This window comes from Nocardia sp. NPDC050799 (assembly GCF_040654015.1).
Classification (GTDB): Bacteria; Actinomycetota; Actinomycetes; order Mycobacteriales; family Mycobacteriaceae; genus Nocardia.
Genome location: NZ_JBFAHF010000041.1, coordinates 1 through 24,842, shown reverse-complemented (window position 1 = coordinate 24,842; position 24,842 = coordinate 1). Strand labels below are relative to the sequence as shown.

General features: G+C 69.0%; 26 protein-coding genes. 11 read left to right on the top strand and 15 right to left on the bottom strand.

Annotated elements, in window-relative coordinates:
* Nucleotides 1-58: 58 nt before the first annotated feature.
* From AB0H42_RS30485 to AB0H42_RS30465, 5 genes are all read right to left on the bottom strand, one after another.
* Nucleotides 59-1,360 (bottom strand): D-alanyl-D-alanine carboxypeptidase family protein, encoded by a 1,302-nt coding sequence (locus AB0H42_RS30485; protein ID WP_357062382.1) that lies wholly within the window; start codon nucleotides 1,358-1,360, stop codon nucleotides 59-61.
* A 150-nt stretch (nucleotides 1,361-1,510) separates the two neighbouring features.
* Nucleotides 1,511-2,608 (bottom strand): adenosine deaminase, encoded by a 1,098-nt coding sequence (locus AB0H42_RS30480; protein ID WP_357062380.1) that lies wholly within the window; start codon nucleotides 2,606-2,608, stop codon nucleotides 1,511-1,513.
* Nucleotides 2,609-2,681: 73 nt separating this feature from the next.
* The gene (locus tag AB0H42_RS30475) at nucleotides 2,682-4,103 is read right to left on the bottom strand and encodes a thymidine phosphorylase (protein WP_357062379.1); all 1,422 of its coding nucleotides are present in this window, start codon (nucleotides 4,101-4,103) and stop codon (nucleotides 2,682-2,684) included.
* A 133-nt stretch (nucleotides 4,104-4,236) separates the two neighbouring features.
* The gene (locus tag AB0H42_RS30470) at nucleotides 4,237-5,238 is read right to left on the bottom strand and encodes an LLM class flavin-dependent oxidoreductase (protein WP_357062377.1); all 1,002 of its coding nucleotides are present in this window, start codon (nucleotides 5,236-5,238) and stop codon (nucleotides 4,237-4,239) included.
* 65 nt (nucleotides 5,239-5,303) lie between these two features.
* The gene (locus tag AB0H42_RS30465; protein ID WP_357062375.1) at nucleotides 5,304-5,699 is read right to left on the bottom strand and encodes a cytidine deaminase; all 396 of its coding nucleotides are present in this window, start codon (nucleotides 5,697-5,699) and stop codon (nucleotides 5,304-5,306) included.
* 179 nt (nucleotides 5,700-5,878) lie between these two features.
* Here AB0H42_RS30465 and AB0H42_RS30460 point away from each other — a divergent pair, with 179 nt between their 5' ends.
* The 8 genes from AB0H42_RS30460 (at nucleotide 5,879) to AB0H42_RS30425 (ending at nucleotide 12,910) form a co-directional block, all read left to right on the top strand.
* A complete protein-coding gene (locus AB0H42_RS30460) occupies nucleotides 5,879-6,139 on the top strand; it encodes a hypothetical protein (protein ID WP_357062373.1) in 261 nt (86 codons plus the stop codon).
* Nucleotides 6,140-6,783: 644 nt separating this feature from the next.
* Nucleotides 6,784-7,182 (top strand): succinate dehydrogenase, cytochrome b556 subunit, encoded by a 399-nt coding sequence (gene sdhC / locus AB0H42_RS30455; protein ID WP_357062371.1) that lies wholly within the window; start codon nucleotides 6,784-6,786, stop codon nucleotides 7,180-7,182.
* 3 nt (nucleotides 7,183-7,185) lie between these two features.
* Nucleotides 7,186-7,617, top strand: coding sequence for a succinate dehydrogenase hydrophobic membrane anchor subunit (locus tag AB0H42_RS30450; RefSeq protein WP_030522532.1), 432 nt, complete (start codon nucleotides 7,186-7,188; stop codon nucleotides 7,615-7,617).
* A 16-nt stretch (nucleotides 7,618-7,633) separates the two neighbouring features.
* Nucleotides 7,634-9,433 carry a succinate dehydrogenase flavoprotein subunit gene (gene sdhA / locus AB0H42_RS30445; protein ID WP_357062370.1) on the top strand — a complete coding sequence of 600 codons (1,800 nt, stop codon included), beginning with the start codon at nucleotides 7,634-7,636 and terminating at the stop codon, nucleotides 9,431-9,433.
* The gene (locus AB0H42_RS30440) at nucleotides 9,433-10,206 is read left to right on the top strand and encodes a succinate dehydrogenase iron-sulfur subunit (protein WP_357062368.1); all 774 of its coding nucleotides are present in this window, start codon (nucleotides 9,433-9,435) and stop codon (nucleotides 10,204-10,206) included. Before sdhA ends, AB0H42_RS30440 begins: the two co-directional genes overlap by 1 nt.
* A 141-nt stretch (nucleotides 10,207-10,347) precedes the next feature.
* On the top strand, nucleotides 10,348-11,265 hold the full coding sequence (locus AB0H42_RS30435; protein WP_357062367.1) for a metal ABC transporter substrate-binding protein: 918 nt from the start codon (nucleotides 10,348-10,350) through the stop codon (nucleotides 11,263-11,265).
* Nucleotides 11,262-11,996, top strand: a complete 735-nt coding sequence (locus AB0H42_RS30430; RefSeq protein WP_357062366.1) for a metal ABC transporter ATP-binding protein — start codon at nucleotides 11,262-11,264, stop codon at nucleotides 11,994-11,996. The genes AB0H42_RS30435 and AB0H42_RS30430 overlap by 4 nt, the downstream gene beginning before the upstream one ends.
* Before the next feature lie 5 nt (nucleotides 11,997-12,001).
* A complete protein-coding gene (locus AB0H42_RS30425; protein ID WP_357062365.1) occupies nucleotides 12,002-12,910 on the top strand; it encodes a metal ABC transporter permease in 909 nt (302 codons plus the stop codon).
* Between the two features lie 389 nt (nucleotides 12,911-13,299).
* Here the strand turns inward: AB0H42_RS30425 and radC are convergent, their stop codons facing one another.
* The 8 genes from radC to AB0H42_RS30385 all read right to left on the bottom strand — a co-directional run bounded on the left by radC (nucleotide 13,300) and on the right by AB0H42_RS30385 (nucleotide 19,396).
* A complete protein-coding gene (gene radC, locus AB0H42_RS30420; protein ID WP_357062363.1) occupies nucleotides 13,300-13,983 on the bottom strand; it encodes a DNA repair protein RadC in 684 nt (227 codons plus the stop codon).
* Between the two features lie 91 nt (nucleotides 13,984-14,074).
* The gene (locus tag AB0H42_RS30415; protein WP_063035759.1) at nucleotides 14,075-14,272 is read right to left on the bottom strand and encodes a type II toxin-antitoxin system VapB family antitoxin; all 198 of its coding nucleotides are present in this window, start codon (nucleotides 14,270-14,272) and stop codon (nucleotides 14,075-14,077) included.
* Between the two features lie 175 nt (nucleotides 14,273-14,447).
* Nucleotides 14,448-15,707, bottom strand: a complete 1,260-nt coding sequence (locus AB0H42_RS30410; protein ID WP_357062362.1) for a primosomal protein — start codon at nucleotides 15,705-15,707, stop codon at nucleotides 14,448-14,450.
* A gap of 139 nt (nucleotides 15,708-15,846) precedes the next feature.
* Nucleotides 15,847-16,194: a YbaB/EbfC family DNA-binding protein gene (locus AB0H42_RS30405; RefSeq protein WP_357062361.1), complete on the bottom strand. Its 348-nt coding sequence runs from the start codon at nucleotides 16,192-16,194 to the stop codon at nucleotides 15,847-15,849.
* Nucleotides 16,195-16,252: 58 nt separating this feature from the next.
* Nucleotides 16,253-16,603 carry a hypothetical protein gene (locus tag AB0H42_RS30400; RefSeq protein ID WP_357062360.1) on the bottom strand — a complete coding sequence of 117 codons (351 nt, stop codon included), beginning with the start codon at nucleotides 16,601-16,603 and terminating at the stop codon, nucleotides 16,253-16,255.
* Nucleotides 16,604-16,701: 98 nt separating this feature from the next.
* Complete coding sequence (locus AB0H42_RS30395; protein WP_357062358.1) at nucleotides 16,702-17,847, bottom strand: RNA-guided endonuclease TnpB family protein; 1,146 nt, start codon at nucleotides 17,845-17,847, stop codon at nucleotides 16,702-16,704.
* A 138-nt stretch (nucleotides 17,848-17,985) separates the two neighbouring features.
* Nucleotides 17,986-19,077: a C40 family peptidase gene (locus AB0H42_RS30390; RefSeq protein ID WP_357062357.1), complete on the bottom strand. Its 1,092-nt coding sequence runs from the start codon at nucleotides 19,075-19,077 to the stop codon at nucleotides 17,986-17,988.
* A 4-nt stretch (nucleotides 19,078-19,081) separates the two neighbouring features.
* The gene (locus tag AB0H42_RS30385) at nucleotides 19,082-19,396 is read right to left on the bottom strand and encodes a type VII secretion target (RefSeq protein WP_357062355.1); all 315 of its coding nucleotides are present in this window, start codon (nucleotides 19,394-19,396) and stop codon (nucleotides 19,082-19,084) included.
* 152 nt (nucleotides 19,397-19,548) lie between these two features.
* On the opposite strand from AB0H42_RS30385, the gene upp reads away from it, so the two are divergent.
* Nucleotides 19,549-20,172, top strand: a complete 624-nt coding sequence (gene upp, locus AB0H42_RS30380) for a uracil phosphoribosyltransferase (protein WP_357062353.1) — start codon at nucleotides 19,549-19,551, stop codon at nucleotides 20,170-20,172.
* A gap of 7 nt (nucleotides 20,173-20,179) precedes the next feature.
* Here upp and AB0H42_RS30375 read toward each other — a convergent pair whose 3' ends face one another.
* Together AB0H42_RS30375 and AB0H42_RS30370 are read right to left on the bottom strand one after the other, a co-directional pair.
* Entirely contained in the window at nucleotides 20,180-21,679 is a 1,500-nt protein-coding gene (locus AB0H42_RS30375) for a phospho-sugar mutase (protein ID WP_357062351.1), read from the bottom strand.
* A complete protein-coding gene (locus tag AB0H42_RS30370) occupies nucleotides 21,680-22,459 on the bottom strand; it encodes a purine-nucleoside phosphorylase (RefSeq protein WP_357062350.1) in 780 nt (259 codons plus the stop codon).
* Between the two features lie 103 nt (nucleotides 22,460-22,562).
* Here AB0H42_RS30370 and AB0H42_RS30365 point away from each other — a divergent pair, with 103 nt between their 5' ends.
* Both AB0H42_RS30365 and AB0H42_RS30360 read left to right on the top strand, forming a co-directional pair.
* Nucleotides 22,563-23,267 (top strand): enoyl-CoA hydratase/isomerase family protein, encoded by a 705-nt coding sequence (locus tag AB0H42_RS30365; protein WP_357062349.1) that lies wholly within the window; start codon nucleotides 22,563-22,565, stop codon nucleotides 23,265-23,267.
* A gap of 245 nt (nucleotides 23,268-23,512) precedes the next feature.
* Nucleotides 23,513-24,709, top strand: coding sequence for a M20 family metallopeptidase (locus AB0H42_RS30360; RefSeq protein WP_357062348.1), 1,197 nt, complete (start codon nucleotides 23,513-23,515; stop codon nucleotides 24,707-24,709).
* Nucleotides 24,710-24,842: the final 133 nt, after the last annotated feature.

The following is a 24,842-nucleotide window of genomic DNA, read 5'->3' as shown; positions in this document are numbered from 1 at the left end:
TCATGCCGGCCGGGGGTGGTGAGGACCCCCGGCCGGCGCTATCGGCGGAAGACTCCGGTCACCGCTGACGGGTGCGTACGTGCCAGGTACCGAGCAGCAGAATCGGCACCAGGATCAGACCCGCGACCATGAGCAGCATCCACAGTTCGTCGAATTCACCACCGCCCGGGCCCTGCGCCGAATACGCCACCGCGTCCTCCGGCGGCGGTACCGCGAGCCCCGGTGTGCTGCTCACGGATTCGTCGTCGTCGCCGGGGATATCGCCGACCTGCGCGCCCGGGCCGAGCGCGAAACCGTAATCGAGCAACCGGGCCGCCTGCTCCCACGGGCGGATCGGCAGCACATCGGCTTGGAGCAAGGTCACCGCCAGTCTGCGACCGTTGTGCTCGGCGGCGGCGACGAAGGTCTGGCGGGCGTCGTCGGTGTAACCGGTCTTTCCGCCCAGTGCCCCGGGATAGTTGTAGAGCAGTCCGTTGTCGTTCGCGATCGGGAAGCCGGGGTGGTCCTGGTCGCCGGGGATGCGCGGGTCGGGCGGGTAGCCGGGGAAGTCGAACTGTTCGGTGTTGATCATCTCCGCGAACAGCGGGATCGACATGGCTTCCCGGAACAGCAGCGACAGGTCGTAGGCCGAGGTGCTCATACCGGGCCCGTCCAGTCCGGACGGAGTGGCCGCGCGGGTGTCGTAGGCGTGCAGTGATTTCGCGAGGTCGTTCATCTTCACCACCGCCACGTCGTCGCCGCCCAGCTGAGCGGCCAGCGCGTGGGCGGCATCGTTACCCGATGCCATCACCAGGGCGTGCAGCAACTGCCGGTTGCTGTAGCGGCCGCCCGGACCGATCCCGACCCTGGTGCCCTCGACATCGGCGTCGGCCTGGGTGCCCACGACGACCTTGTCGAGGTCCAGGGTGCGCAGCGCGACAATCGACAGCAGCACCTTGATAGTGCTGGCCGGGCGGTACCGGCCGTGTGGGTCCTTGGTGGCCAGGACGGCGCCGGTGTCCAGGTCGGAGACCATCCAGGCGGTCGCGGAGATATCCGCGGGCAGCGCCGGCGCGCCGGTGGGCAGGACCACGCCGCATTCGCCGAGCCGTTTCCCGCCGATCGGGGAATCCGGGACCGACAGCGGCGTCGGCGCCGATTCACCGGGTTCCGGGACCTCGGAGGCGTCGATCGCCGGCGGCGGCTGTGCCTTCTGCGGGCATGTATCGGTCACCGGGGTGGTGAAAGGAGTGGTGGTGGGTGGCGCGGGCTGCGCTGCCGCGCTCCCGCAGAGGGCGAATGGTCCGGCCGCGAGAACCACGGCGGAGAGCACCGAACCGAGGAGACGGGCGGTGCGCTGGTGTAGCAACCTGTTGTACATATCGACGCCGAGCCTAGAGGGCACCGCGGGCGTGGCCGTCCACAGTCCGGCACGGCCGGAGGTACGCCGAAAATCCCGGCGCGCGAGACGTGCGCCATGGGTTCCCGCCGGTGGTATCCGGACCGACCGGTATCTCGGCCGGGCGCCGGTTCAGCCCAGCAGTACCGCGTATCCCGGTTTGATGATGTCGTCGATGATGCGCAGCCGCTCCGGAAACGGGATGAACGCCGATTTCATCGCGTTGATGGTGAACCGTTCCAGATCGCTCCAACCGTAGCCGAAGGTCTGGTGCAGCTTGAGCATCTCCCGGCTCATGCTGGTATCGCTCATCAGGCGGTTGTCGGTGTTCACCGTGACCCGGAAACGCAACCGCGCCAACAGGTCGAACGGGTGTTTGTCCAGCGAGGGCACCGCGCCGGTCTGCACGTTCGACGAGGGGCACAGTTCGAGCGGCACCCGGGTGTCGCGCACATACGCCGCCAGCCGCCCGAGCCGGGCTTCTTCGCCCGCGCCCGGCACCTCGATATCGTCGACGATCCGGACGCCGTGCCCGAGCCGGTCGCAGCCACAGAACGCCAGCGCCTCGTGAATGGACGGCAGGCCGAAGGCCTCACCGGCGTGGATGGTGAAGTGCGCGTTGTTGACCCGCATGTACTCGAAGGCATCCAGATGCCGGGTGGGCGGGTATCCGGCCTCCGCGCCCGCGATATCGAAACCGCACACACCCCGGTCACGGAAGCGGACCGCCAGTTCCGCGATCTCCCGGGACCGCGCCGCGTGCCGCATGGCGGTCAGCAGGCAGCGCACCACGATGGGCTGTCCGGCCGCGGCGGCGGCCGCCTCACCCGCGGCGAACCCGGCCAGTACGTGTTCGACCACCTCGTCGAGGGTGAGGTCCTTCTCGAGGTGTTGTTCGGGCGCGAACCGCACCTCGGCGTAGACGACCCCGTCCGCGGCCAGATCCTCGGCGCATTCGCGGGCCACCCGGTGCAATCCCTGCGGGGTCTGCATCACCGCGACCGTATGGGTGAAGGTCTCCAGATAGCGTTCCAGCGAGCCGCTGTCGGCCGCGTCCCGGAACCAGCGCGCCAGGGCTTCGGCATCCGTGGCGGGGAGCCGGTCGTATCCGCAGTCCGCGGCCAGTTCGAGCACGGTGGCGGGCCGCAGACCGCCGTCGAGATGATCGTGCAGCAGCGCCTTCGGTGCCCGGCGCAGTGTGGCGAGATCCAGCGGCAGAGGTCCGGTCATATGCCGACGGTAACGCCGAATGTCGCGGCGGTCAGCCGGACGGCCCGAAAGGTTCCACCTCTTCGGCGGGCGCTCACCTCGAATTCCCTTCGTGGTCAGCGGCCGGACGCGGGTGGTTGTGTGCGGTCCCCAGGCCGGACCGGGCAGGCGGGTGACCGGAATGCCGGTGCGGCGACCAGTGCTGTCCGGGCTGGTGCGCGTCGCCGGCGACCCGGTCGAGGACGAGCGGGCCGGGGGCGGGCAGGTCGGTGGATCCGGTCGCCACAGTGATCGCCTCGGCCAGGGCCTCGAATGCGCGGGGGAACGCCTCCGGAGTGTCGGTGTGCAGGGTGAGCAGCGGTTGTCCGGCGGTGACCCGGTCGCCGGGGCCCGCATGCCACTGCACGCCCGCGGCGGCCTGGACCGGGTCGCCCTGCCGGGCGCGGCCGGCGCCCAGGCGCCAGGCGGCGATACCGACCCCGCGCGCATCGAGGTGGGTCAGGGTTCCCGAAGCCGGGGCGGACAGCGTTTCGGTGTGCGCGGCCGTCGGCAGCGGCGCGCCGGGGTCACCACCCTGGGCGCGGATCATCGCGGTCCAGTGGTCCATGGCGCGGCCGTCGGCGAGCGCGTCGGCGGGATCGGTATCCAGACCCGCCAGCGCGACCATCTCGCGCGCCAGGGCCAGCGTCAACTCCACAATATCGGCCGGTCCGCCGCCCGCGAGCACCTCGACCGCCTCGGCGACCTCGAGCGCGTTGCCCGCGGTGCGGCCCAGCGGGGTGTCCATCGCGGTGAGCAGGGCCACGGTCCGCACGCCCGCGTCGGCGCCCAGTTCGACCATGGCGGTGGCCAGCGCGTGGGCCTCCTCGCGAGTGCGCATGAACGCGCCGGACCCGACCTTCACATCCAGCACCAGGGCGGCGGTGCCCTCGGCGATCTTCTTGCTCATGATGGAACTGGCGATCAGCGGGATGGATTCGACCGTGCCGGTGGTATCGCGCAGTGCGTAGAGGCGTTTGTCGGCGGGCGCCAGATCGGCGCCGGCCGCGCAGACCACGCAGCCCGCGGCCGGGTCGGTGAGGATCTCGCGCATTCGATCCGGGTCGATATCGGCCCGCCAACCCGGAATCGATTCCAGTTTGTCCAGGGTGCCGCCGGTGTATCCCAGTCCACGGCCGGACAGCTGCGGTACCGCCGCGCCACAGGCGGCGACCAGCGGAGCCAGCGGCAGGGTGATCTTGTCGCCCACGCCGCCGGTGGAATGTTTGTCGACCGTCGGCCGCGGGAGATCGGTGAAGTCCAGCCGCCGGCCCGAGCGCAGCATCGCCTCGGTCCAGCGTGCGGTCTCGCGCCGGTTCATTCCGCGCAGCACGATCGCCATGGCCAGCGCGGCCATCTGCTCGTCGGCCATCTCGCCGCGGGTGAACGCGGCTATGGCCCAATCGATCTGCGCGTCCGACAGTTCGCCGCCGTCGCGTTTGGCCCCGATGATCGATACCGCGTCGTGTGCCGTCACGCCACCAGTCTGGCAGCGCCGCGGCGGTCGTGCCGGGGCACGCCGAGCCGAGCCCGCCGGCCTGGCCTACCCCGACCACGGCGGGGCCGCGGTCGCGACCGCGGCGAACAGGCCCGCCCAGTGTGTCCGGAAACTACTCCTGGAGCGCCCGCAGGGTCTCGAGGCGGTTCTGCACCGTGGGCCCCGTGGGGGCCACGATGATCTCGTCCGCGCCGGTGTCCTTCACCAGCGTGTCGAGCCGCTCGAGGACCTGCTCCCGGGTGCCGATCGCCTGGTCGGCGTTGCGGTCGTCGACGAAGGCATTCTCCGCGTCCGACCAGGGGTACTCCTCCGCCTCGGCCAGGGTCGGTATCCGCTGCGGCAGCTGACCGGTGCGCATCCGCAGCTGGACCAGGCTCTGCGGCAGGGTGCGCCGGCGGGCCTCCGCGGCGGAGTCGGCGACCACGGTCGCCACGGCCAGCATCGAGTGCGGTTCGCTGAGCACTTCGGAGGGACGGAACTCGCTGCGGTACAGCTCGAACACCAGCGGGGTGTTACGTCCACCGGCGAAGTGATGGGCGAACGCGAACGGCAGACCCATCATCGCCGCCAGCCGGGCACTGAAATCGCTGGACCCGAGCAGCCACATCTCCGGGGTGTCGCCCTTACCGGGCACCGCCTGGATACGGTCGCCCTGCCCGCCGCGCAGCGGCGGAATCGTCCCGAAGTAGGCGAGCAGTTCCACCACCTGTTTCGGGAAGTCCTCCACCGCCTCGGCCGCCGCGCCGCGCCGGATGGTGGCCGAGATGAGCGGATCGGTGCCGGCGGCCCGGCCCAGCCCCAGGTCGATGCGGTCACCGTAGAGCGCGACCAGGGTGCCGAACTGTTCGGCGACCACCAGCGAGGAATGGTTGGGCAGCATCACCCCGCCGGAACCCACCCGGATCCGTTCGGTCGCCGCGGCCACCCCGGCGATCAGCACCGGCGGTGCCGAACTCGCGATACCCGGCATACCGTGGTGCTCGGCCACCCAGAACCGGCGGTACCCCAGTCGCTCGGCCTCGCGGGCGACGGTCAGGGTGTCGGCGAGCGCCTGCCGATGTGATCCGTCGGCGGCGACGGCGGCCAGGTCGAGCACGGAGAGGGGAACTGTCATACCCGGACCAACCCGTTCGGCGCCGCCGGGATTCCACGGCCGCCGGGTGCCGGCGGAGATAAGGGTCAGGTCCGGCCGGCGGCGAGGTCGCCGGGACCGAAGGCGTCCGCCAGCAGTCGGCCCAGGGGTACCGGGCCGTCGGGGTGGTCGATGAGCAGTTCCTTCCCGCCGAACTCGTAGAGCACCTGGCGGCAGCGGCCACAGGGCAGCAGGATCGCGCCCCGGGAATCGCAGACCGAGACGGCGAGTAGTCGGCCGCCGCCCGCGGTGACGTTGTTGCCGGCCAGCACGCATTCCGCGCAGAGGCCCAGCCCGTAGGACACGTTCTCGACATTGCAACCGACCGAGATCGTGCTGCCGTCCCAGCCGGCCGCCCCGACCGGAAATCGAGAATAGGGGGCATAGGCGCGTCGCATGGCGGTGTGCGCGCTGGTGCGAAGAAGATTCCAATCGATATCCATAGCTGCTCCCGCGTCCGTGGGCGACCCACCGGGTCCCGGCCCAGCCTGCCGCATCACCGTGTCCGGTGCGCGCCTGCGCGCACGATCCGTTCCGAGCAAATGTGAAACACGTCGTTCCGCTCGGAGATATGTAGTTTGCCCGGCCGCTCGGTCCGGGACCCCTCACCAGGAAGGTGCGAATGACGCTTCCGAAGTTCCTCATCGTCATGGTGTATTCGAAGTTGCTGCTGTCCAGGCTCGACGCCTTCGACAAGGTCGAGGTACGGCTGGAGTACCAGATCGTGCCCGATCACGAGGCCGATCCCGCCGTCGGCAAGTACCCGCAGAGCGCGCCGGCGAGTCAGGCCCTGCTGGGGCGGGTGCCCAGCGATATCGTCGAGACCGTCTTCAACTACGAGGCCGTGCGGCTACGGGTCGATTCGATCCACGAGGGCGACTGATCCGGCGTGGTGCCACCGGCGGCCCGCTCCGGGTGGGCGGCGGCCGGTGGGCCCCGGCTCGGCCGGGCGCCGGGCCGGGCCGGCGCGCGGTTCGTGCGCGATTCCGGGGGTATGGAGGAAAATCTTTCGACGCCGTGGGGATCTGTCCGCTACTCTTGAGTAACTTCGTCTCTCGTACTGAGACATTTTGCACATTGCCCCCGTGCGCCATGGCGAGATCGGCATTGTGGGCCGGCGTGCGCGACGCAAAACGCGCGGTGCGCGCGTGCATTGCGGACCGGATGTGAAATCCGCTGCACACCAGGGTTTTGCGGAACAATTCGACGTCGCGGGAAGGTTCTGGAAGTAGGTGATCGAGGGTGCGACGAACCTGCCGCGGAACCCCTCAACCGCCCTACAAAGGTAAACCTAACCTGTGTGATCTGGGCGCAACGCGCGGCCCGCCGAATTAGTTCCCCGATTGTCAGAGGATTAGAGTCCAGAACAGATCGGTTCAGGTTCGGCGGCGGCGAGCCCTATCGACAGCGGCCCCGAGCCGGTCCCTGTCGGCCGCGGGTTGGTACGCCACCGAATTTCCGGCCCGCCACACCGGTGCCGGGATCTGCGACCGGGTCCATCAACGATGTTGGAGGCACCGAAACTCTATGGCCACGATAGAAGCTCCGGCTCAGCCGAAGCGCAAAACGCTGTACCGAGGTGACCCCGGAATGTGGTCCTGGGCCCTGCACCGGATCACCGGTGTCACGGTTTTCTTCTTCCTTTTCGTGCACGTCCTGGACACCGCGCTCGTACGGGTCAGCCCGCAGATGTACGACGAAGCGATCGAGATCTACAAGACGCCGATCGTCGCGCTCATGGAGATGGCACTCGTCTTCTGTGTGCTGTTCCACGCGCTCAACGGTGTGCGGGTGATCCTGGTGGACTTCTGGTCCCAGGGACCGCGCTACCAGAAACAGATGCTCTGGGGCATCATCGGGCTCGTGGTCGTGCTCCTGGTGCCCTCGATCGGCCGCATGTTCTACCTACTGTTGACGGAGCACTGAGCCATGTCTGCACCCGTTCTCGGCAAGTCCTACGACCGTCCCGCGAGCCTGGACCTGCCCCGCTCGCCGCGTTCGCACGCCAGCGGGAACTTCGAGAAGTACGCGTGGCTGTTCATGCGCTTCTCCGGCCTCGCGCTCATCGTGCTGGTCTTCGGCCATATGGCGATCATGCTGCTGCTCGACGGCGGCGTGAAACGGCTGAACTTCGCCTTCGTGGCCGGCAGGTGGTCCAGCCCGTTCTGGCAGATCTGGGATCTGGCCATGCTGTGGCTGGCGCAGCTGCACGGCGGTAATGGTGTGCGCACCGTGATCGCCGACTACTCGCGCAAGGATTCGACTCGGTTCTGGCTGAACACGCTGCTGGTGCTGTCGATGATCCTGATCATGGGCGTGGGCACCTACGTCATCTTCACCTTCGACCCCAATATCAGTTAGGAACGGGCCCCCTCGCATGAGTGAGAGCAGCGAACGAACCAGCGAAACTGTTGAGTCTCGACCTGTTCAGGAGCACCGCTACGACGTCGTGATCGTCGGTGCCGGTGGCGCGGGCATGCGGGCGGCCATCGAGGCCGGCCCGCGGGCGCGGACCGCGGTGCTGACCAAGCTGTACCCCACCCGCAGCCACACCGGCGCGGCCCAGGGCGGTATGTGCGCGGCCCTGGCCAACGTCGAAGAGGACAACTGGGAGTGGCACACCTTCGACACGGTCAAGGGTGGCGACTACCTGGTCGACCAGGACGCGGCGGAGATCATGGCCAAGGAGGCCATCGACGCGGTGCTGGACCTGGAGAAGATGGGTCTGCCGTTCAACCGCACGCCCGAGGGCAAGATCGACCAGCGCCGCTTCGGCGGGCACACCCGTGACCACGGCAAAGCGCCGGTCCGGCGGGCCTGCTACGCCGCCGACCGGACCGGTCACATGATCCTGCAGACGCTGTACCAGAACTGCGTCAAGCACGATGTCGAGTTCTACAACGAGTTCTATGTGCTGGACCTGGTACTGACCGATACCGATCGCGGTCAGGTCGCCACCGGTGTGGTCGCCTACGAGCTGGCCACCGGTGAGCTGCACGTCTTCCACGCGAAGTCGATCGTCTTCGCCACCGGCGGTTCGGGCCGGATGTACAAGACCACCTCCAACGCGCATACGCTGACCGGTGACGGTATGGCGATCGTGTTCCGCAAGGGGCTGCCGCTCGAGGACATGGAATTCCATCAGTTCCATCCCACGGGCCTGGCCGGCCTGGGCATCCTCATCTCCGAGGCGGTCCGCGGTGAGGGCGGCATCCTGCGCAACGCCGACGGCGAGCGGTTCATGGAGCGCTACGCGCCCACCATCAAGGACCTCGCGCCGCGCGATATCGTCGCCCGTTCCATGGTGCTCGAGGTGCTCGAGGGCCGCGGCGCCGGACCGAACAAGGACTACGTCTACATCGACGTGACCCACCTCGGCGAGGACGTCCTCGAGGAGAAACTGCCCGATATCACCGAGTTCGCCCGCACCTACCTCGGTGTGGACCCGGTGAAGGAACTGGTGCCGGTGTTCCCGACCTGTCATTACGTGATGGGCGGTATTCCCACCCGCATCCAGGGCGAGGTGCTCCGGAACAACACCGATATCGTGCCCGGCCTGTACGCCGCCGGCGAATGCGCCTGCGTCTCGGTGCACGGCGCGAACCGGCTCGGCACCAACTCGCTGCTCGATATCAATGTGTTCGGCCGTCGTGCGGGTATCGCCGCCGCGGAATACGCGCACCGCGCCGAGTTCGTCGAAATGCCGGAGCGGCCGGCGCAGATGGTGCAGGACTGGCTGGCCCTGATCCTGTCCGATCACGGCAACGAGCGGGTCGCCGATATCCGCACCGAACTGCAGCGGTCGATGGACAACAACGCGTCGGTGTTCCGCACCGAGGACACCCTCAAGCAGGCCCTCACCGATATCCACGCGCTCAAGGAGCGCTACGCCCGGATCACGGTGCAGGACAAGGGCAAACGCTACAACAGTGATCTGCTCGAAGCCGTCGAGCTCGGTTTCCTGCTGGAGCTGGCCGAAGTCACGGTGGTCGGGGCGCTCAACCGCAAGGAGTCGCGGGGCGGGCACGCGCGCGAGGACTACCCGGACCGCGACGACGTGAACTTCATGCGGCACACGATGGCCTACAAGGAGGGTGCGGATCTCCTCTCCGATATCCGCCTCGACTTCAAGCCGGTGGTGCAGACCCGTTACGAGCCGATGGAGCGTAAGTACTGATGACCGCTGTAGCCGAGAATCCGACGGCCGCGAACCCGGCGCCGGTCCCCGAAGGTTCGACCATGATCACCGTCAAGGTGGCGCGGTTCAACCCGGAGGACGGTCAGGGGCAGCGCTGGGAGTCGTTCCAGGTGCCGGCCCTGTCGACCGACCGGTTCCTGAACCTCCTCATCTACATCAAGTCCTATCTGGACGGCACCCTCACCTTCCGGCGCTCCTGCGCGCACGGTGTATGCGGGTCCGACGCCATGCGGATCAACGGCGTGAACCGGCTGGCCTGCAAGGTCCTGATGAAGGACATGCTGCCGAAGAGCGGTAAGCCGGTGACCATCACCGTCGAGCCCATCCGCGGTCTGCCGGTCGAGAAGGACCTGGTCGTGGATATGGAACCGTTCTTCGACGCGTTCCGGGCGGTGAAGCCCTACCTCATCACCTCCGGCAACGAGCCGACCTACGAGCGGATCCAGAGCCAGGCCGACCGCGCCCGGTTCGACGACACCACCAAGTGCATCCTGTGTGCCTGCTGCACCACGTCCTGCCCGGTGTACTGGCACGACGGCAGCTACTTCGGCCCGGCCGCGATCGTGAACGCGCACCGCTTCATCTTCGACAGCCGCGACGAGGCCGCCCGGGAGCGCCTGGACATCCTCAACGAGGTCGACGGTGTGTGGCGCTGCCGCACCACCTTCAACTGCACGGATGCCTGCCCGCGTGGTATCGAGGTCACCAAGGCCATCCAGGAGGTCAAACGGGCGCTGCTGTTCGCCCGCTGACCCCGGCTGCTACCGACAGAACCGCTCCCGTGCCCCGCGCGGGGGCGGTTTTGCATTACCGGCCATTTGTATTTCGTCACGCGAACTTGATAATTCGGGTACCCGAACTTACCATTCTGACTGGAAGGCGGGTGGTTCGGTATGCAGGTGTTTCCCCGGATCGCCGCCGTGCTCGCGGCCTGCGGTCTCACCGTCGTGCTCACCGCCTGCGATACGTTTCATCTGCCGCGTACCGGTGAACCGGTCGTCGTCACCTCCTTCACCGTGCTGGCCGATATCGCGTCGAACATCGCGGGCGGCCACCTCGAGGTGCAGTCGCTCACCAAGCCCGGTGCCGAGATCCACGGCTACGAACCCACCCCGGGCGATATCAAACGCGCCGCCAAAGCGGATTTGATCCTGGACAACGGCATGAACCTGGAGGCATGGTTCGGACAGTTCGTCGCCGACCTGGACGCCGAGCACGTCACCGTGAGCGACGGGGTCGCCTCGGTCCCGATCACCTCCGACGCCTACGCCGGGAGACCCAATCCGCACGCCTGGATGTCGCCGCTGAACGTCCGCGTCTATGTGGACAATATGGTCGCGGCCTTCTCCCGGCTCGCGCCCGAGCACACGGAGGACTTCCGCGCGAACGGCGAGGTCTACAAACAGCGACTGCAACAGGTCCACGACGAACTCGTCGCCGACCTCGCCGACCTGCCCCGCCGCCAGCGCGCATTGGTGACCTGCGAGGGCGCCTTCTCCTACCTGGCCCGTGACGCGGGCCTGTCGGAGTACTACCTCTGGGCGGTCAACGCCGAGCAGCAGGCCACCCCGCAGCAGATCACCCGGGTCATCGAATATGTTCGTGACCACGAGGTCCCGGCGGTGTTCTGCGAATCCACCGTCTCCGACGCCCCGATGCGCCGGGTGGTCGAGGCCACCGGGGCGAAATTCGGCGGGGTGCTCTACGTGGATTCGCTGTCGGCGGCCGACGGCCCGGTACCGACCTATCTCGACCTCATCCGGCACGACGCCGAAACCATCGCCGCAGCACTCACCGGGAGCAGGCCATGACAGTCCCCGCGATCGACATCGACGGCGTCACCGTCTACTACGGCGAAGTCCAGGCCCTCGACCAGGTCCGGCTGACGGTGGACGCCGGCCGCGTCTGCGCGCTCATCGGGATGAACGGGTCCGGGAAATCGACCCTGTTCAAAACCCTCATGGGAATGATCACCCCCGACCGCGGCACGGTCCGGATCGGCGGGGCCAAACCGGTCGCGGCCCGGCGGGCCGGGCTCCTCGGTTACGTTCCGCAGAACGAGGCCGTGGACTGGTCGTTCCCACTGTCGGTGCGCGATGTGGTGACCACCGGCCGGTACGGCCGGATGGGGTTCACCCGGCGGGCGAGCCGGTCCGACCGGGCAGCCGTGGACGAGGCGCTGGAACGGGTCGAACTGACCGATCTGGCCGACCGCCAGATCGGCCGGCTCTCCGGTGGCCAGCGCAAACGCGCGTTCGTGGCCCGCGGTATCGCACAGGGCGCCCGGATCCTGCTACTCGACGAACCGTTCGCCGGGGTGGACAAACGGTCCGAGGCGACGATCACCGGACTACTACGCGAACTCGCGGCCGACGGGGCGACCGTGCTGATCTCCACCCACGATCTGCACGCCCTGCCCGGCCTGGCCGACGAAGCCGTACTGCTGATGCGGCGGGTGCTCGTCCACGGCGACCCCGAGGAGGCGCTGCGGCCGGAGAACCTCGCCCTCGCCTTCGGCCTCGACGTCATCGGACAGCGGTGAGCGCAATGGACCTCATCGAAATCCTGCTCGAACCGATGCGCTACGCGTTCATGGTGCGCGCGCTGACCGCCAGCCTCGTCGGGGCCATCGTCTGCGGGCTGCTGTCCTGCTGGCTGGTCCTGGTGGGCTGGTCGCTGATGGGGGACGCGGTCTCGCACGCGGTGCTGCCGGGCGTGGTACTGGCCTATATCGCGGGAGTGCCGTTCGCCGTCGGGGCGGTGATCTTCGGGTTCCTGGCGGTCGGGTTGATCGGCCTGGTCCGGGACACCACCCGCGTGAAGGAGGACGCCGCCATCGGCATCGTGTTCACCACGTTGTTCGCCTTCGGCCTGGTGCTCGTCTCGGTGACCCCGAGCAATACCGACCTCAACCACATCATCTTCGGCAACCTGCTGGGCGTGAGCCAGGAGGACCTGATCCAGATCGCCGGGCTGGCCGCCCTGGTCTTCGTCGCCCTCGTGCTCAAACGCCGCGATTTCACGCTGTACGCGTTCGACCCGACCCACGCCTACGCGCTCGGACTGAACCCGCGCCTGCTGGGCGCGGCTCTGCTCGGCCTGCTCGCGCTGACCTCGGTGGTGGCCCTGCAGGCGGTCGGTGTGATCCTGGTGGTGGCCATGCTGATCATCCCCGGTGCTACCGCCTACCTGCTCACCGACCGGTTCGGGCGGATGCTGGTGATCGCCCCGGCGCTCTCGGCGATCTGCGCGGTCACCGGCCTGTACGTGAGCTATTACGCCGACACCGCACCCGGCGCCACCATCGTGCTGGCCCAGGGCGTGGTCTTCACCGCGGCCTACCTGTTCGCGCCCCGGCAGGGCCTGATCGGTTCCCGGCTGGCGGCCGGCCGCCGCCGGGCACGCGAGGTGTCCGGAGAGCCGACGGCGGCCGTGGCCGTCGAACCGCCCACCTGACGGACCCGGGATGCAGAGAACACGTGCACGAACGGAGGCCCGCGGCGGCGGCCCGGCGGCCGAGGGCCGCAGCTCACCGACAAGCGCATCGTCACCGATCCCGGTCCGGGATGGAGACGACCACGGCCGGGCCGAGCCGTGCCCACCCGGCGGGCGGCGCTCGGCGGGACCGGTCGCCGCGGTGCACAGGCGGTCGTAGCCGGCCCCCGTGACCTGCCGAAGCTTCACGCGGTGGAGGGCGGCGGAGAAGCAGGCCACCCTCGGCCGCGGTCGGCGTCCGGGCCGAGGCGTTGGCGACGGCGCGCACCGGGGGCGAGAGCCGACGGATTCGACACGGTCGAGTACTCGTGCGCTACCGAGCCGACGGTGCGCGGCCCGCGTGGGTGGCTTCATGGGAAGGCATCCTCGAACGGGGCCGCCCGCCGCCAGCAGTCGCCCGCGATCACCACATGGTCCAGGAACCGCAGGCCGACCGTCCGCGCCGCCGCGGCGAGCAGTGTGCTGGCCCGGCGATCGTCCGGGCTGGGAGTCGGGTCACCGGAGGGATGATTGTGGGCCAGCGCGAAGGCGCGACCGTCGTGGCGCAGGACCGTGTTCAGGATCTCGCGCACCGGAACCGCGACCTCGTCGATGGCGCCCTCGGCGACGAAGACCCGCTGCCGTGGCCGGTTGCGCGCATCGCAGATCAGCACCAGCAGCCGCTCCACGCGAGCCCCGGCGAACAGCGGGATGGCCTCCCGGGCCACATCAGCGGCGCGCAGCAAGGGCACCGGGGCCTGCGTGCCGCTGCGGGCCCGGGCGGCGAGCTGGAACGCGGCGGCGATGGCCGTGGCCTTGGCCACTCCCACGCCGGGCCGGCGCAGCAGTTCCTCGGGCCGTGCCGAGGCCAGTCCGCAGACTCCGCCGAACTCGGTGAGCAGGGCGAGGGCGAGTTCGACCGCGCTCTCGCCGCGGCGGCCCTGACCGAGCAGCAGGGCGAGCAGCTCACCGTCGTTCAACGCCTGCGGGCCGAGTGCGCAGAGGCGTTCACGCGGCCGCTGTGTCCTGGGCAGATCGGTGATCGGTACCGGCATGATTCCCCCTCCAGATTCCGAGGTCATCATGCCAGCGGGTACCGACAGTTCCGGAGGGTTCGGCCGGGCTCGGGGCGGACGCCCGGCCGGATCAGCCGTCGACCACCGCGGGCTGCGGGGAGCGGTTCAGCGCCGACGCCGCCAGCCGCTCGAAATGCCGTAGCTGCCGCTCGTGCACCACGATCCGGCGCAGCGCCTCGTGAATGGTCGCCTTGTTCGACGCCGTGCCCATGATGGCCCCGGCGGCCGCCAGCAGATCCTGATCGAGCTCGATCCGCACTGTCGGCATGCGTCCTCCTTAGTACATCCGCCCTGGTGCGGCGGCATGGCGTCGGCATCCCGGCAATGACAACGCAAACGAACGCCGCTGGCCAGTCAGTTTGCCCAGTCGCTGCCGGTTTATCGACCGAATGTCACGCCGTGTGTCCACATCGAGACCTGGGATCGGGCCGACGCGGGACTGGTCAGCGCGGAGACAGGCGCGTTTCGAAATTGCGTTCGAGTTCGCGCCAGGCCCGCGCCTCGGCATCGAACGGCGGGTTGGGTGCCATCCGGGTCGGGTCCGGTTGTAGCAGGTAGGACACATACCAGCCGAGGGGGGTCGATTTGGCCAGCGCCTGTTCCACCGCGTCGTCGTCGGCGTAGTCGGCGGCATCGGAGAACAACTCCAGGACCAGGTCGAGCTGCTCGGTATCGACCGCCTCCGGTCCTTCGGCCAGGTCATCGGCCAGGCCGGGGAGCACGTAGACGTTCTCCTCGGTGACCTCCACCTCGAGCGATCCGTCGATGGCGGCGGTCTGTACTTCGGCGAAGGTACTGATCCGTGCCAGATCGTGTTCGTGGTCGTCGGCGAGATACCGTGCAAGTGCACGCTCACTGGCGAACACCGAGATGGCGTTCCCGGCGCCGAGGAAGATCGGCTCGTCGTCGAGATAGCAGCGCAGGGTGAAATATTCGGCATCGGCCGTCACGATCTTGACGGGGTCGATCCCGACTTCCTCCCAGAACGTGAGCTCGGCGTCGTCGTCCTCGTCTTCGTCGTCCTCGTCGTCCAGATCAACCGGTTCGAAATCGCTGTCGTCGTCGGTATCGGCCGCGTCGTCGGCGTCGACCTCGTTCTCCTCGGCGGCCAGCAGCTCGGCCTCGGCCAGGGCGACCGCCTCGGCGTCGACCTCGGGTACCCGCACCACCGAATCGATGGCGTCGAGCACATCGTCCCAGCTCTTGGCCACCGCGGCACCGATCTGATCCCACAGTTCCTCACCGTCGCGGCCCGCGAACATATGGGTGCCGCCGGCCAGGGCGCCCAGCGACGGGTGCGAACCGAAGAACTTGGTGACCGTTTCGAGCTCGCAGACCTCGCCGATATTGCGCACCATGGCCAAGGTGTCCTCCAACTCGGCGACGGTGTCCACATCCGGGTCACCGGCGGCCAGTTCCGGCACACCGACCAGATCGAAGGAGTAGTTGTCGCCGGGCTCGAGTTCGGCGGCCGATAGGCCCGCGACCACCTGCCACGCCGGATGATCGATCAGGTCGTTGTCGGAGTCGGTCCGGATGAAGGCCGCTAGTTCCGCCACGGACTCGAAGCCGTAGAGGGCGTCCTCATGTCCTAGGAACGCCTCCCACTCGTCGTCACCGTCACGCCAGCGCGGTGCCCACAGGGTGACAAGATCGCCGTCGGTCAGACCGAGCTCGATCGGGACGATGTCTCCAGAAGCCATACGCGGAAGCCTAATAGGTCCGGCCGAACGGAGCCCACCCCTGGTCCGCGCACAGTTGTCGCGGAGGCGGAGTATCCCGGGCCGCGGGTCCGCGCACAACCGCGCGGCATCGGGCAGGTATGCGGGGCAAGCTGCCCGATCAGGCGCCGTCCGGTGCGGTTCCGGTCGGGTCGACCACTCCCGGGGGTGCCGGAGCGAACGACTCGTTCAGGGCGGCAACGACCTCCGAACGTCGGCCGCCGGCATCCTCCGCGGCCTGCCGGCAGGCCCAGATGACGAGCTGGGCGGCCTCGGCGGGTGGTAGCGCGGTCACCGCCTCGGTGAGCTGCAAACTCACCAGGGCGCCGTCGCTGTCGACCTCGGCGGTGACCATCCCGTCCTCGGTGCCGAACCGGCCGCGGACCTGTTTGAGTCCGTACAGCGCCGCTTCCAAGGCTTCCAGTTTCCGCGTGGCATCGGCGACCAGGGCATCCATTTCCGCGCTCATACGTCTCTCCTGGGTCCGAGCGGGAATCCGCTGTGGTGGTGTCGCACGTGCGAGCCGCTCATACCGGCCTCATCCAGCTCGTCGGGCCGGTGTCGGCATCGTCCATCCGGTCCAGTTCGTCGACCGCCTGCTGCCGGGTGGGCAGTCCGAGCTGGTCCAGGATGTCGTTCGGCATTCCGGTCTCCGCCAGCAGTTCCCGGCGCTTGGCCTTGGCGGCGATGGTGGAGCGACGGGTCAACCGCAGGATCTCGTCGGCGAGAGCCTGTGCGCCGTAACGGTATTCGCTGCGTTCGAATTTGATCTCCACCGGCATACCCTGGTCGGTGGCGCGCACCGACAGCGTGCCGGCCCGGTTGCGGCTGACCGCCATCGTGACATTCGGTACCTCGGGAAGCTGCTGCTCACTCATAATTCGTTCCACTCTTGACCTCCTCCCGGCCCTGAGAGGGCGGGATTCCCTGACTCACGACAGGGCCTTCCTGTTTCACCGAGATCGCCTCCTCGCGCTTACGTGCGGGAAGGTCTTACACCATCTCCGCAGGCTGACACCGCCAGCCCGGCGGCCAGAATATTCTTCGCAGCATTGTGGTCCCGGTCGTGTACCGCCGCGCATCGCGGACAGCTCCACTGCCGAATATTCAGCGGCAGCGCATCGACGATGTGCCCGCACGCTGAGCACGTTTTCGACGACGGATAGAACCGGTCGATCGCGATGACCTCCCGCCCGTACCACTGCGCCTTGTACTCGAGCATCGACCGGAACTCCGACCAGCTCGCATCCGACACCGCCCGCGCCAGGTTGTGATTGCCGACCATGTTCCGCACGCTCAGATCCTCGATGGCGATCGCTTGGTTCTCGCGCACCAGCCGAGTCGAAACCTTGTGCAGATGGTCCCGCCGCCGGTCGGCGATGCGGGCGTAGACCTTGGCAACCTTCGTTCGTGCCTTGGCCCGGTTGTTCGATCCTTTCTGTGTGTGCGCGAACCTGCGCTGCGCCTTGGCGAGTTTCTCGCGGTCGCGGCGCTCGTGCCGCGGGTTGACGATCTTCTCCCCCGTGGAGAGCGTGTAGAGGCTGGCGATCCCCGCGTCCAAGCCGACCGTCACCGTGGACGGGACGTGCTCGACGATCGTGTCCTCGACCAGGATCGAGATGTGGTACCTGCCCGCCGAATCGCGGGAGACTGTGACCTGCGACGGGTCTGCACCCTCCGGTAGCGGACGGGACCAGCGGATCTCCAGCGGCTCGGACTGTTTGGCGAGCGTGATCCGTCCGTTCCGGTAGCCGAAGCACCCCCGATAGTAGGTGGCCGAGTCGCGGCTCCTGCCCTTCTTCTTGAACTTGGGGTAGCCGGTTTGCTTGCGCCAGAACTTGTCGAACGCGCCTTGCAGATTCCGCAGTGCGGCCTGCAACGGCCCCTTCGACGGTTCGGCGAGCCATGCCGTGTCGGGGTCGCGTTTCCAGCTCGTGAGCATCTTGTCCGTCTCGGCATGGGTGACCCGCCGCTGCTCCTGCGTCCAGGCGCGGGACCGCTCGTCCAAGGCTCGGTTGTAGACGTAGCGGACACAGCCGAAGGTGCGGGCGAGCTGCTCGCGTTGCTCGTCCGACGGGTAGAAGCGGAACTTGTAGGCCCGCTTCACCACCTTCGATGCCATGGCTGACAGAATAGCAGTCGCTTCTGTCAGGATGCCGTTGATGCGCTGACCCGGTCTGAAGGACCGGGCATGCGCGCTACGTTTCCGGGTCATGATCGGATGCTTGCCCCGATACGGGGTGCCATTGCTGCGGGTGGTTCATTCCGTGGGCCGGTAGAACCCGAGGAATTCCATCCCGCTGTTCTCCGTCCGGACCGAGCTGATCTGCACCGGATCGCCGGCTTCGATCAACTGGCCGTTGCCGATCACCATCGCCACATGGCCGTCCCATACCGCGAGATCGCCGGGCATGAGGTCGCCCGGCGACACCGGGGTGGCGCCGTTGGCCTGTTCGTGGGCCAGCCGGGGCAGTTCCACGCCGGCCTCGCCGTAGGCGTATTTGGTCATCCCGCTGCAGTCCAGCCCGGCCCCGGGGGTGTTGCCGCCCCAGACATAGGGGGTGCCGAGCGTGCCCAGGGCCGATTTCACCGCGGTGGCGGCCTTCTCGTTCGGCGCCTCCACCACACTGCCGTCCGGCAGGGTGATCTGCACGCCCTCGCCCGTGGTGGTACCGGTCGAGGTGGCGGTTTTCTGCGGGGTCCCGGAGCTGGTGGTGGTGCCGCTCGGGCTCGACGACATGGCGGTGCTCATCATCGAGCCGGCCATCCCGGCCGCGGTGCTCAACCCCGACGCCACCGTCGAAACGGCCTGGGTGCTCACCGGCGCGGTACTCGCCGCCGACGGGGTGGGCGGTGGCGGAGTCAGCTCGTTCATCGAGGAGGTCTGGGTCTGCAGTTCGTTCTGCACCCGGCCCACCACGCCCAGCGCCTGGCCCAGATGATCGATCGCGGACCCCACCAGCAGCGACATACCCGCCGGGGTGCCCAGGGCGGGCGCGGCCGCGGCGGCGGTGTTCACGAACGATTGCGCGATGGCGGTGAGGTCCTTGTTGCCGGTCTCCACATGGGCCGCGGCCTGGCCCATCACGGTCGCCATCTCGTTGCCGCGGTCGGAGATGCTCGCGGCCGAGGTCTGCACGCGCAGCGCCTTCGAGGTCGCGGCGTCGGCGCCGGTCCCGTCCCACGCGGTGTTCATCTGATTGATACCGCCGCGGCCCAGCGCATGGACCTGGTCGATGGCCGTGGACGCGGTACGCAGTGCGTCGCCGGGACCGCCGGTGGCCAGCACGCCGGTTCCGAAACTGGCGAGCAGTTCGAGAATCGGCCTGGCCAGCGTATTGATATCGATCACCGGGTCACTCCCCGGCAGCACCGCGCAGGGCGGCCGCATTGCTGATGTCGGCCTCGGCGTAACTCACCGCGGCCACGCCGGCCGCCCCGCTCATCGTGCCCAGCACCGCGGACAGCCGGCCGATCGTCGCCACATGGCCGGCATGCGCGGCCGCGTACGCCGCGAGGAAATCGCCGCCGATCAGACCGAAGATCGGCCCCAGAACCGTGGGCGCCGCACCCGCGGCCCCGGTCCCCGCCGCCGCGAGTTCGGAGGCCATCACCCCGGCGGTGGTGCCGTAGGCCGCGATGCCCTGGGCATCGGCTGAGATGTTCACCATCAGAGGTTCCCCCATCGACTTCATTAACGGGCAGAGTATGTCATCTACCGCTTTCGACGCGTCGGCTTCCCGCGCGGTTCCGCAGAATTCGATTTCCGCGGAAATTCACGGCGCGACGGCCGCCGCTACCCCTTCGACTTTATCGTTCCCTCATGCGCACGCACACGCTGGATCATCCGCTCGTGGCGATACTGCTCACCACACTCCGCGACGAACGCACCCCCGACCCCGCCTTCCGGGCCGCCCTGCGGGACCTGTCCAGACTCCTGGTCTACGAGGCGCTGCGGGACGCGCCCGTGGCACATTTCGACATCACCACGCCGGTCGCGGCCACCCGCGGCGTGCGGCTGGCCCGGCCGCCGCTGCTGGTACCGGTCCTGCGGGCGGGACTCGGCATGGTCGACGCCGCCACCGACCTCATTCCGGACTCGCGGGTGGGTTTCGTCGGTGTGGCCCGGAACGAGGAGACCCACCGGCCGGTGCCGTACCTGGAATCGCTGCCCGACGATCTGTCGGCCACACCGGTGATGGTGCTGGACCCGATGCTGGCCACCGGCGGGTCCATGCTGCACACACTGGAGTTGCTGGCCGACCGGGGCGCGCTCGACATCACCGCCGTCTGCGTGGTGGCGGCGCCGGAAGGTATCGCGGCGCTGGCGGGGTCGGGATATCCGGTCCGGCTGGTGACGGCGGTGATCGACGACCGGCTCAACGACGACGCCTTTATCGTGCCCGGACTCGGCGACGCGGGGGACCGTCAGTTCGGACCGCGCTGAACCCGCCTCAGCCGGCCAGCGTGCGGCAGTAGTCGCGCAACTCCGAAAGCCGCTCCTGCGCGGCAGCTCTGGCAGTCCGCAACCCGGCCGGGCCGGAAACCGGGTGGATAACCTCCAGATAGCATTTGAGCTTCGGTTCGGTGCCCGAGGGGCGGACGACCAACCGCACGCCGTCACCGGTGAAGACCAGTGCGTCGGTACGCATCCGGCCCCGCAGCGCGGCCATATCGGTGTAGTCGACCGCGGTCCCGGCCAATGTTCCCGGCGGTGCGGCCCGCAGCGCCTCCACCACCGCGGCGGCCGCCCGCTGATCGGGCAGGCGCAGCGAGACCTGATCGCCGGCGTGCACACCGAACTCGACCGCCAGACCGTCGAGTTCGTCGTTCAGTGTGCGGCCGCGGGCACGCAGCCGGGACACCAGATCGGCGGCCATGACCGCCGCGGAGACACCGTCCTTGTCGCGGACGGTCGCCGGGTCCACGCAGTGCCCGATCGCCTCCTCGTACGCGTAGACCAGGCCCTCGCCCGCGCGTGCCAGCCATTTGAACCCGGTGAGGGTTTCGGCGTAGCGGGCGCCCCGCGCCGGCGCCAGCCGGGAGAGCAGGCGCGACGAGACGATCGTGGTGGCGACCAGCGGGTCCGCGGTCGCCGTGCGCAGCACATCATCGGCCAGCAGCACCCCTGTTTCGTCCCCGCGCAGCATGCGCCACCCGTCCGGTGTGGGGACACCCAGCGCGCACCGGTCGGCGTCGGGATCCAGCGCCACGGCCAGATCGGCGTCTACCCGCTCGGCCAGCCGCAGCAGCAGATCCGCCGCTCCCGGCTCCTCCGGATTCGGGAAGGCCACCGTCGGGAAATCGGGGTCGGGCGCGAACTGCTCGGTCACCGCGTGGATATCGGCGAAACCGGCGGCGGTGAGCGCGTGCACGGCGGTGGCGCCGCCGACACCGTGCAACGGCGTGAACGCGATCCGGATCGCGGCGCGTTCCCCGTCCCCGCCGATCAGCCGGGGTAGCTGCGCGACCCGCGCCAGATAGTGCGACAGGACCGCACCCCCCGACGCGGCGACGGGATCGCGTCCGATCGGTTCGGTGACCGCCGTGATCCGCTGCTCGATCTCGGTATCGGCGGGCGGCGCCAGCTGGGTGCCGCCGTCGACGAAGACCTTGTAGCCGTTGTCCCCGGGCGGATTGTGCGATGCGGTGATCTGCACACCCGCCACCGCACCCGATTCGCGCACGGCGAAGGCGGTGACCGGGGTCGGCAGCGGTTCGGGCAGCCGGGTCACCGCGAAACCGGCCGCGGCCAGCACCTCGGCGGTGACCGCCGCGAATTCCGCGGACCCGTGCCGGGCATCCCGGCCGACCACCACCGTGCCGCCGCCGAGGCAGCGGTCCCGCAGCCAGGCGGCGAGCCCGGCGGTGGCCCGCGCCACCGTGGTCTCGTTCATCCCGTCCGGGCCGGGAGCCAGCGGCCCGCGCAGACCCGCCGTGCCGAAGGTCAGCATCTACAGCTGCTCCAGCACACCGCGCAGCAATTTGCCCAGGCGCGGCGCCGCCGCGCGCCCCTCCGCGAGCACCTCGGCATGGGCCAGCGGCGCACCCGTGACCCCGGCCGCCAGGTTCGTGACCAGGGAGATGCCGAGGAGCCGGACACCGAGGGCGCGCGCCGCGATGGCTTCCAGCACCGTCGACATCCCCACCAGATCGGCCCCGATCGTGGCCAGCATGCGGATCTCCGCGGGTGTCTCGTACTGCGGTCCGGTGAGCCCGGCGTACACGCCCTCGGTCAGGTCCGGGTCGACGCGCCGCGCGAGGTCGCGCAACCGCGGGTCCCATGCGTCGACCAGATCGACGAAGGTGGGCCCGGTCAGCGGCGTCGTACCGGTGAGATTGAGGTGATCGCGCACCAGCACGGCCTCCCCGACCCGCATACCCGGGCGGATCCCGCCGGCGGCGTTGGTGAGGATCACCGTCTCCGCGCCCGCCGCCACCGCGGTCCGCACCGGATGTACGACCTCCGCGGCGGAATGACCCTCGTACAGGTGCTGACGCCCCATGAGCACGAGGGCGTGGATATCGCCGATCGATACCGACACCACCCGCCCCACATGCCCCTGCGCGGTGGGCGCGGCGAATCCGGGCAGCTCCGGCATCGGTATCTCGGCATTGGGGGTGCCGAGTTCGGCGGCGGCGTCCTGCCAGCCCGAACCCAGCACCACCGCGACCCGGTGTCGATCTACGGACGAACGGGCCGCGATCTCCTCGGCAGCCTCTTCGGCAAGCATGGCGGCCAGTGTATGGCCTCTCACGCCGCCGGCCCGCCCGAACCGCCTGCGCCGGTGGGGCCTCCGGCGGCCACCACCGATCCGTAGCCGATACGCTGCACAGATGCCGTACCTGGAACGTGATGGAAACGTTTTCGTGCTGTCGCTGGGCAACGAGGGCCAGACCGACAGCGAGAACCGCTTCAGCCACGAGTGGATAGACGAGACACACGCGCTGCTGGACACCGTGGTGGCCGTCGAGGGGCCCGCCGCGCTGGTGACGACCGCCACCGGGAAGTTCTTCAGCACCGGACTCGACACCGACTGGCTGTTCGCGAATCTCGACCGGATGCACGGCTACCTCGACCGCGTGCACAGCGTGTTCAGCCGGTTGCTCGCGTTTCCGCTGCCCACCGTCGCGGCCGTCAACGGTCACGCCTTCGGCGCCGGCGCCATGCTCGCCACCTCCCACGATTTCCGGGTAATGCGTGCCGATCGCGGATTCTGGTGCCTACCCGAGGTGCATCTGGGGATGCCGTTCACCGTCGGGATGAACGCCCTGCTCACCAGCCGGTTGACCAACCAGGTGGCGGTCGCCGCGATGACCACCGGCCACCGGTTCGGCGCTGCGGAAGCCCGGGCGGCGGGTATCGTGGACGACGTCGCCGACGCCGAGACACTGCGCGCCGCCGCGGTGGAGCGGGCTGCCGGACTGGCCGGCAATCGGAGCCCGAGCCTGCCCGCGATCAAACGCGCCCTGCACGCCACGGCGCTGGCAGGCCTCACGGTGCCGACCACTCCGGATAACCTGGCATTCGCCTCGAACTAGCCGCGAGCGAGCCGGCCGGGCGTCGACCGGAACGCCCACGCCCGACCGACACGCGGGTGCGGCACGGATGCCGCCGCGCAAGGATCCAGTAGCGGTGCGAAACTGGTGGATACGGCCGTTCCCCGGGGGATAGCGGAACCGCCGGTATGTACCGCGGCCACGGCCGTGGGCGATACGTGTACGGGCGATCCGCGCACGTGGCGAAGTGGTTCACAGCTGCTCGTTCTACGACAGGAGGACATTCGGTGAGCACAACCGGCCGTACGGTGCGAGGCGGACAGGACGCGGTGACGGCGTGGCTGGCCGAGCACACGGTCGATCTCGTTCAATGGCGCCGGCACATCCACGCCAACCCGGAATTATCCCGTACCGAGTTCGCGACCACCGAATTCGTCGGCACCTGGCTGACGAAGGCCGGACTCTCGTTCCGGGTGCTGCCGACCGGAACCGGTCTGATCTGCGATATCGGCCCCGAGGACGCGCCGCGGATCGCATTGCGCGCCGATATGGACGCCCTGGCGCTGCAGGAGTTCACCGGCCGGCCCTTCGCCTCGACGGTGCCCGGCGTCTCGCACGCCTGCGGCCACGACGCGCACACCAGCATCCTGCTCGGTACCGCGCTGGCCCTCGCCGACCTCGATCTCCCGGTGGGGGTACGGCTGATCTTCCAGCACGCCGAGGAGGTCATGCCCGGCGGCGCCATCGATATGGTCGCGGCCGGCGCGATGACCGGCGTGGACCGGGTCTTCGCCCTGCACTGCGATCCGCGGCTGGAAGCCGGCAAGGTCGGCATCCGGGTCGGCGCCATCACCTCCGCCGCCGACACCGTCGAACTGGTGCTGGACTCGCCCGGCGGGCACACCTCCCGCCCGCACCTCACCAGCGACCTCGTCTACGCGATCGGCACCGTCATCACCGGTCTGCCCGGCCTGCTCACCCGCCGGATCGACCCGCGCACCAGCACGGTCATGGTGTGGGGCGCGGTCAGCGCCGGCAAGGCCCCGAACGCGATCCCGCAGACCGGCATGCTCACCGGCACCGTCCGCACCGGCGACCACGCCACCTGGTCCCTGCTCGAACCGATGGTGCGTGAGATCGTCGACGGCCTGCTCGCACCGACCGGTGTGCGCTACCAGCTCGACTACCGGCGCGGTGTGCCGCCGGTGGTCAACGACGAACACTCGGTCCGCATGCTCAGCGACGCGGTCCGTGCCATCGGCCCGGACGCTCTCGCCGACACCCCGCAATCCGGCGGCGGCGAGGATTTCTCCTGGTACCTGGAAGAAGTTCCCGGCGCCATGGCCCGCCTCGGCGTCTGGCCCGGCGAAGGCCCCCAGCTCGACCTGCACCAGCCGACGTTCGATCTCGACGAACGGGCGTTGCCGGTGGGGGTACGGACGTTTACCAACATCGTTCTACAAGCGGGGCAGGAACTGGCCTGACCCGGGGCACGGACCGCGAAGGTGGAGTACGTGAGCTCGCTCGCGAAGGTGCTGTGTTTTTGGCGCGCTGGCGCGCGCGGGGTTGAGGCCCCCTTGGTCTCGCCGTTTCGGCCTCGAGACTCGAGCCTTCGGC